The following is a 6,566-nucleotide window of genomic DNA, read 5'->3' as shown; positions in this document are numbered from 1 at the left end:
ATTATATTTATCAAAAACTCTTTTAGTTTCAATTTTAATTTCTTCATCATTTGAAGATGAGCTTCTAAAGGTTTTAGTGATTGAATTATATACATTTTCTGAAACATTCATTTTTCCAGTTTCTCTGAAATGAACCATTTTATTGCCAACCTTTTCACCATCATAATTATGCTCTAAAAATAATAGCCTTTCAAAATTGCTTGAAACTTGAATATCCATACTTGGTGCAACCGTGCTTTTAACTTTATGCCTGCTATAATCATTTTGGCTGAAAAAGCGGTGCAGAATATCATTTTCATTGGTTGAAACTACTAGTAAATCAATCGGTAGGCCCATTTTCATTGCCATATAACCACCGAAAACATCACCCAAATTGCCACTTGGAACTGAAAAAGAAACTGGTTTATCAGCATTTGTAATGTTAAGAACGGTTTGGAAATAATATACAATTTGAGCAACAATTCTTGCCCAGTTGATTGAATTTACCGCAGAAAGCCTAATATCTTTCATAAATTCTGGGTGCTTGAACATTTCTTTCACCATATCTTGGCAATCATCAAAATTGGTCTGCACCGCGATATTGAAAATGTTATCAGAAATAACGGTTGTCATTTGATGGCGTTGGATTTCACTGATTTTATTATGCGGGTGAAGCATAAAAATCTTCACATGTTTACAATCTTTTACGCCATAAATTGCCGCCGAACCTGTATCGCCAGAAGTTGCACCGATAATTACAATATCTTGGTTTCTTTTAGTTAGAATATAATCTTGCAGATTGCCTAAAAACTGCAATGCAATATCTTTGAAAGCGAGGGTTGGCCCATGAAAAAGCTCTAGGATATAATAATCATCTTCTAGTTTTACCAAGTTTGAGACATTCTCAGTTGTGAAATTTACGCAACTTTTATTTATAATTTCTTGTAAATCATCATCAGGAATTTCGCCATTTACAAAGGGTTTTATAACATTAAAAGCGAGCTTTGGATAAGGCAGGCCTTTCCATGATTTTATTTCCTCAATAGAAAATTGTGGAATAGTATCAGGCACATATAAACCGCCATCACTAGCCAAACCAGATGTAACTACATCAGTAAAATTTTTAATGGGTGCTTGCCCTCTTGTAGATATATATTTCATAAGATTTTATGATATTAAATTCGCGTCTTCTGAGATTTAACTCTAATACTATCCCACTTCATACCCGCGAAAGCGGGTATCCATTTTTTGTATATTGATTCCCGCTTTTGCGGGAATGAAACACATAGTGGTTATATTACTTCCCTTCGCCGCCAAGCATTTGCAGTAAACCATCAACGCCACCAGCATCATCAAGGGCTTTATTAACTTTATTTATTATTTTCTGACCTTCTTCACTATTTATAACTTCTTGTAGTTTTGGGTTGTTTATAATGTCTGGAAGGTTTCTCTTAAGCCCCTCAGACACATTTGGAATAACTTTTGGTTTATTAACATCACCTTCCAAACGAACTGGTAAGCTTATATTCTGCCCTGCAATATTAGTTGAAATATCACTCATCATATCAATTTGCTTCGTTAGCAGATTATAATTTCCGTTTGCAATTAGTTTTGTAGTTTGATTATACGCATTAACTGAAGTAATGCCCGCAACCCCATCAAGAATATTATAAACCCCAGTTATACTATCAATAATAGTTTTCTTTGAGTAATCTTTTTGGTTTTTATAATTTAGCGGATTTGCAAGAAATTCATTTATATCAAAGCCATAAATTTCTGCACTGGTAACATTGAAATCCCCTTGTGCTTTGAGGTTTTTCTTATATTCCATGTCGTTATTTCCAGATGTTTCAAATTGAGAATTGATTACCGCTTTGCCAGCAAGCTTCTTTTGTGTATCCGCAAAATTTTCAAAATCAATAAGCCTTCTTAGTTCATCAAGATTTGCTGTATTGATAACCACATTTCCCTTAACTGCATTGCCATTTTTAAGGTTTGAAATTTCAACTTCACCCCTAGCAGTAGTTTCACTATGAACAAAAGTAAAATTTGATAATTTTTTAGAATTGTCATTAAACTCTATAAACCCTTTGAGAGACGCAGGAATTGGCGATGAAAGAGTTAGAATAATATTAGATTTTCTATTGCTTCTAAAATTTTTGAAATCCTCAATTTTAAGATTACCTTGATAGGTTTTTCCTGATAATTTTGCGTTAAAATCAAAATCAATTCCTTTAGAAAGTAAATCATTGAAGGTGAATCCTAGCAGAAAATCTTCAATTGTTTGCGTTGAACCATCTTGCTTGGTAATTTCAGCCTTAGCAAACTCAACAAATGAATAAGGAAAAATCCCAAAATTTATGTCAGATGCGATTTTAAGCTTATAGCCTTCTGGCAATTCAACATTCTTGGTGATAAAAGATTTTACTTGCTCTTGCCTAACAACAAAAGGTGCAAGTATTAAGGAAATTATTATAAAAAATACAGCAACAATAATGCTACCTAGTGTAACTTTTGCCAAAGTTTTAGCCATAAATTTTACTATAAATTTAATTTATATCGGCTTACTAGCGATTTTGTATTGAAAGGTCAAGATTTTAGGTTTTAGAAAAATAGGCATTGTTAGATTAAGTATAGGCTTAAGCTCCTTAAACTCCAATTGTTACCCCGCATTAATTGCGGGGTTAAATAGTTAAAAGTGTTTTTAAGCCTTAGTTTAGAGCCTGTTTTACGATTAACCCCGTGACAAGCACGGGGTGACATTCATAAAATAAAATTAGATAGTTGAAGGGATTATACTCAAAAAAACATATTCTCAAGCCAATTGCCGAAAGTGATGGTAATATTATCAGCGTTGCCAGTGATTTTTGTGATTTCAGTATCAAATTTATAAATCTCGTAAGGCTCAAGGCTTGGCTTTTCAAGCTGAATTTTATTCTTCGCAATTACTCTGCCCCCTTTGCTCATAATTTTAACATCTAGGGCAGGGGCTTTAGTAATTTTACCTGAAGTATTAGTGATAATACCAGAGATTTTGATATCTAATTTATTATCATTAATTTGCGATTCAGATGAAAAATTTACCAATTTAATCGCTGAATAATCAGCAAGACCAAGGCTAGAAGAAATCATCTCATTAGTTTTAGGAAATGCCATAAACTGCAAAATTCCAATAAAAATTAACAATAAAATTCCAGCTGCTAAACTTCCATAATTAAAATTTTTCTGAGTTTTTACTGGTAAGTTTTTATCCTGCTTTTCGTTTGTTTGTAAAAGAGTATCAAGGGTGGTTTTCTCTTGACGAATAGGCTCTTGATGCCACATATGGCCGCATTTAGAGCATTTAACTTTCTTACCAGTTTCGCCAATAGCCTTAGCTGGAACTGCAAAAGTTGCACTACAATTTGGACAAGAAATAAGCATTTAACAAGATATTTGAAAATTTTATAATATTGTTTAATAACTAATCTTCAATAATTTTATAAATTAAATGATTAGCCATATCGCAAAAAGATTTGTTCTTGCATATATTGCCATCAAAACTTTTTTTGAGGTTATTTTTGATTTTATCAAATGGTTATTTACCAATAGAATAACTTTGTTTTTACTTTTTATTTTGTTGCTTGCCTTTGCGGGTTGGGGTTATGGGCTATATGATTACACAAATAATCTTAATAAAGATTGGCGATTAGAAAACCTCAAAAACCCTAATATTGCAGATAGAACCGATGCGATAATTGTTCTTACTGGAGGCTCTGAAAGGGTTAGAAATGCCTTATATTTGCTTGAGAAAAATTACGCTGATAAATTATTTATTTCAGGTGTTAATGTTGATGTAAAACCTCACGAAATTTTTGTAATTCATAATTATTCTGAGGAGCAAACAAAAAGGCTTTTAAGTAAGGTTTTCTTGGGTTATTCCGCTAATGATACAATTCAAAATGCCGCTGAAATTGAAAGATGGATTAGAAGAAATAATCTTAAATCAATTCGCTTGATAACATCAAATTATCATATTAAAAGGGCGATGATTGAGGTTCAGGCTCGCTTGCCAGATATTAAAATTATTCCGCACGCAGTGATGCCAATTAATATCCGCTTTGATGAATGGTGGAAGGAAAAAACCTCAAGAGATTTACTCGTGCAGGAATATAATAAATTAATTCTTGCCAAAACCCGCATCCTGCTTGAAGGTTTCGGGCTTTAGATTTGATGGTGTAGTGGGTTATGCTATAGTTCTGGAACGCCCTGCTGCAACCAAATCCTCAACCTGCTTAATTCTCTTATTATTAAAATAAATATCAACTTTTTTAAGCAGGAAAAAAGCCTGTTTTAAGTTTACTGGTGAATTTTCTGGAGATTCTAACGCTTTATTTATCAAACTCTCCATTCCTTTTATAATTCTTCCTCTTACCTCATAAATATCTTCTAATGCCCTTTGAAAACAACCATTTCTTGCCATTATATCATTAATTCTTGAAAAGTCCCTGAGGTCTGTGCCTGTTGCTTTGTTTATCCTATCGGGGTTCAAGTCATATTTAAGGCGATTTTTAATATATAGTTGATCTTTTTTAGGAAGTTCAGAAAATCCATCAGTAAGCCTTGTTATTTCGCCTTTTAGCCAATCTGCACCAGTATTTGCTTTGTTGGGGTTTAAATCAGCAATATCATTAGGCTTTTCCATATTAACAAAAATTTCATTCCTGAAAAAAGCTATTAATTCTTTTCTTAAGCCATTTTTATCATTTGCCATTAAGTTAACATCTGCTTCTAAAATATCAGCAATAACTGCTGTTGTATCATATCCTTTTAATCTTCTTTGATAAAAACTTTCTATTTCATCCTTTGAGGCATTTTTTTCTGCTAATTCAAATATGCTGGGAATTTCACCTTTCAAAACAGCTTCCTGAGTTTCTTTTACATCATCATAATTTTGTTTTATAATTTCAAAAACTTTTTTACCTCTTTCGCCGTGTTGTGAAAGAATTTCTTCAATATGGTTTAGAATTTTGTTACTTACTGCAAAATAATCGCTCTCACTACCTTTCTTAAAACCATCTTTACCATCATAATAGGCGTTTTCAATATAGGTTATCATATCAAAAAGCTCTATTGAAACGGCTACATCTTTATGAAATTTATCTAGAATGTGGTTGCCTTTAGCATCTATAAAATCTTCTTTTGAGGTGATATTTTGAAATATAAAATAAGTTTCAGAACGAAATAATGACGATTTCATTTCGCCTTTTTCACCAACTCCAATTCCAAATTTTTTATTAAAGAATTTTTGCCAAATAGTACTCTCTCTCTAGATTTCCGCCATTAAATCCAAGTTGGGTGGCAACATTCTGAAATTCGCTTTGAATCAGATTAAATGATTGAGATAAAAATAAGTTATAACCATTTTTGAATGGTTCTTTTACTTCCTTACCTTTGCTATCAATTCTGGTGTTTTTATATTCAGAAGAATTACTTTCAAAACTAAACAAAAGCGCATTATACATTCCGTCATAACCTTCAGGAAGGTTATATGAGGTTTTTATCCTTTCAGATTCTAAGAATTTAGCAAATGTTTCAGGCATATATAATTCAAATTATGTATAATTAGAATTTCTAAATACAGATTTTATTGGGAGCAATTTATGCCTTCATTCAAAAATTTTATAAATTATAATACATAAAAAGGCTTTATTTTTCAACAAAAATAGCAATAAAAGATTAATGGCATTGTTAGTTGAGTATAGATTTAATCTCTATAGCCAAAAATTGTCACCCCGCATTTATTGCGGGGTGACACTATAGAGGAAAAACAGCAGATAACTTAATTAAATCTATACTTACCTAACAATACAAGATTAATTATTGATCCTTTGAGGGCGGTTAGCTCAGTTGGTTAGAGCGCAGCGTTGACATCGCTGAGGTCGGAGGTTCGAGCCCTCTACCGCCCACCATTTGAAATAATTATAAAAATTAAAAAATGAATTATTCAGAACTTACAAAAACTTCAAATCTATGGGTTTGGAAGGAAGCCCATAAGCTTAAAACTAAGTTTGAAAAATCACCGCCAAAGAAAGGTTACATTCTATTTGAAACCGGTTATGGCCCTTCTGGCTTGCCACACATCGGCACATTTGGTGAGGTTTTCAGAACAACGATGGTTCGTAAAGCCTTTGAGAAAATCTGTGATATTCCAACTAAATTAATCGCATTTTCTGATGATATGGATGGCCTCAGAAAAGTTCCTGATAATATCCCAAATCGTGAAATGGTTGCAACACATTTAGGAAAACCCTTAACTGCAATCCCTGATCCCTTCGGCACTCATAATAGTTTTGGTGAGAATATGAATGCTAGGCTTCAAAAATTCTTAGATAATTTCGGCTTTGATTATGAATTCAAAAGTGCAACTGCCACTTATAAAGCTGGTGAATTTGATGAAATGTTGCTGGAAGTTCTAAAGCAATATGAAAAAATAATGAAAATAATGCTCCCGACTTTAGGTGAAGAAAGGCAACAAACTTACAGCCCATTTTTGCCACTTTGCCCTGAAACTGGCAAGGTTTTACAAGCGAAAGTTATCAGCACTA

General features: G+C 32.7%; 6 protein-coding genes, 1 tRNA gene and 1 pseudogene. 3 read left to right on the top strand and 5 right to left on the bottom strand.

What is annotated here, in order from left to right; genetic code table 11:
* The 3 genes from thrC to SFT90_07540 form a co-directional block, all read right to left on the bottom strand.
* A partial coding sequence (thrC, locus tag SFT90_07550; GenBank protein ID MDX1950331.1) for a threonine synthase occupies positions 1 to 1,140 on the bottom strand: 1,140 nt, incomplete at its 3' end.
* Positions 1,141 to 1,276: 136 nt separating this feature from the next.
* Positions 1,277 to 2,512: an AsmA-like C-terminal region-containing protein gene (locus SFT90_07545; GenBank protein MDX1950330.1), complete on the bottom strand. Its 1,236-nt coding sequence runs from the start codon at positions 2,510 to 2,512 to the stop codon at positions 1,277 to 1,279.
* A gap of 266 nt (positions 2,513 to 2,778) precedes the next feature.
* The gene (locus SFT90_07540; protein ID MDX1950329.1) at positions 2,779 to 3,402 is read right to left on the bottom strand and encodes a zinc-ribbon domain-containing protein; all 624 of its coding nucleotides are present in this window, start codon (positions 3,400 to 3,402) and stop codon (positions 2,779 to 2,781) included.
* 67 nt (positions 3,403 to 3,469) lie between these two features.
* On the opposite strand from SFT90_07540, the gene SFT90_07535 reads away from it, so the two are divergent.
* A complete protein-coding gene (locus tag SFT90_07535) occupies positions 3,470 to 4,186 on the top strand; it encodes a YdcF family protein (protein MDX1950328.1) in 717 nt (238 codons plus the stop codon).
* Between the two features lie 18 nt (positions 4,187 to 4,204).
* On the opposite strand, the gene SFT90_07530 is transcribed toward SFT90_07535, so the two are convergent.
* Together SFT90_07530 and SFT90_07525 are read right to left on the bottom strand one after the other, a co-directional pair.
* Positions 4,205 to 5,218 carry a hypothetical protein gene (locus SFT90_07530; protein ID MDX1950327.1) on the bottom strand — a complete coding sequence of 338 codons (1,014 nt, stop codon included), beginning with the start codon at positions 5,216 to 5,218 and terminating at the stop codon, positions 4,205 to 4,207.
* A gap of 37 nt (positions 5,219 to 5,255) precedes the next feature.
* On the bottom strand, positions 5,256 to 5,561 hold the full coding sequence (locus SFT90_07525) for a hypothetical protein (GenBank protein ID MDX1950326.1): 306 nt from the start codon (positions 5,559 to 5,561) through the stop codon (positions 5,256 to 5,258).
* A 292-nt stretch (positions 5,562 to 5,853) separates the two neighbouring features.
* Here SFT90_07525 and SFT90_07520 point away from each other — a divergent pair.
* Both SFT90_07520 and lysK read left to right on the top strand, forming a co-directional pair.
* Positions 5,854 to 5,930 (top strand) — tRNA-Val (locus tag SFT90_07520).
* Between the two features lie 113 nt (positions 5,931 to 6,043).
* A pseudogene (lysK, locus tag SFT90_07515) lies at positions 6,044 to 6,566 on the top strand (lysine--tRNA ligase).

The organism is Rickettsiales bacterium, assembly GCA_033762595.1.
Lineage (GTDB): Bacteria > Pseudomonadota > Alphaproteobacteria > Rickettsiales > UBA8987 > JANPLD01.
Note: the sequence above shows the minus strand (reverse complement) of the source record. Positions and strands in the feature narration are given on the sequence as shown.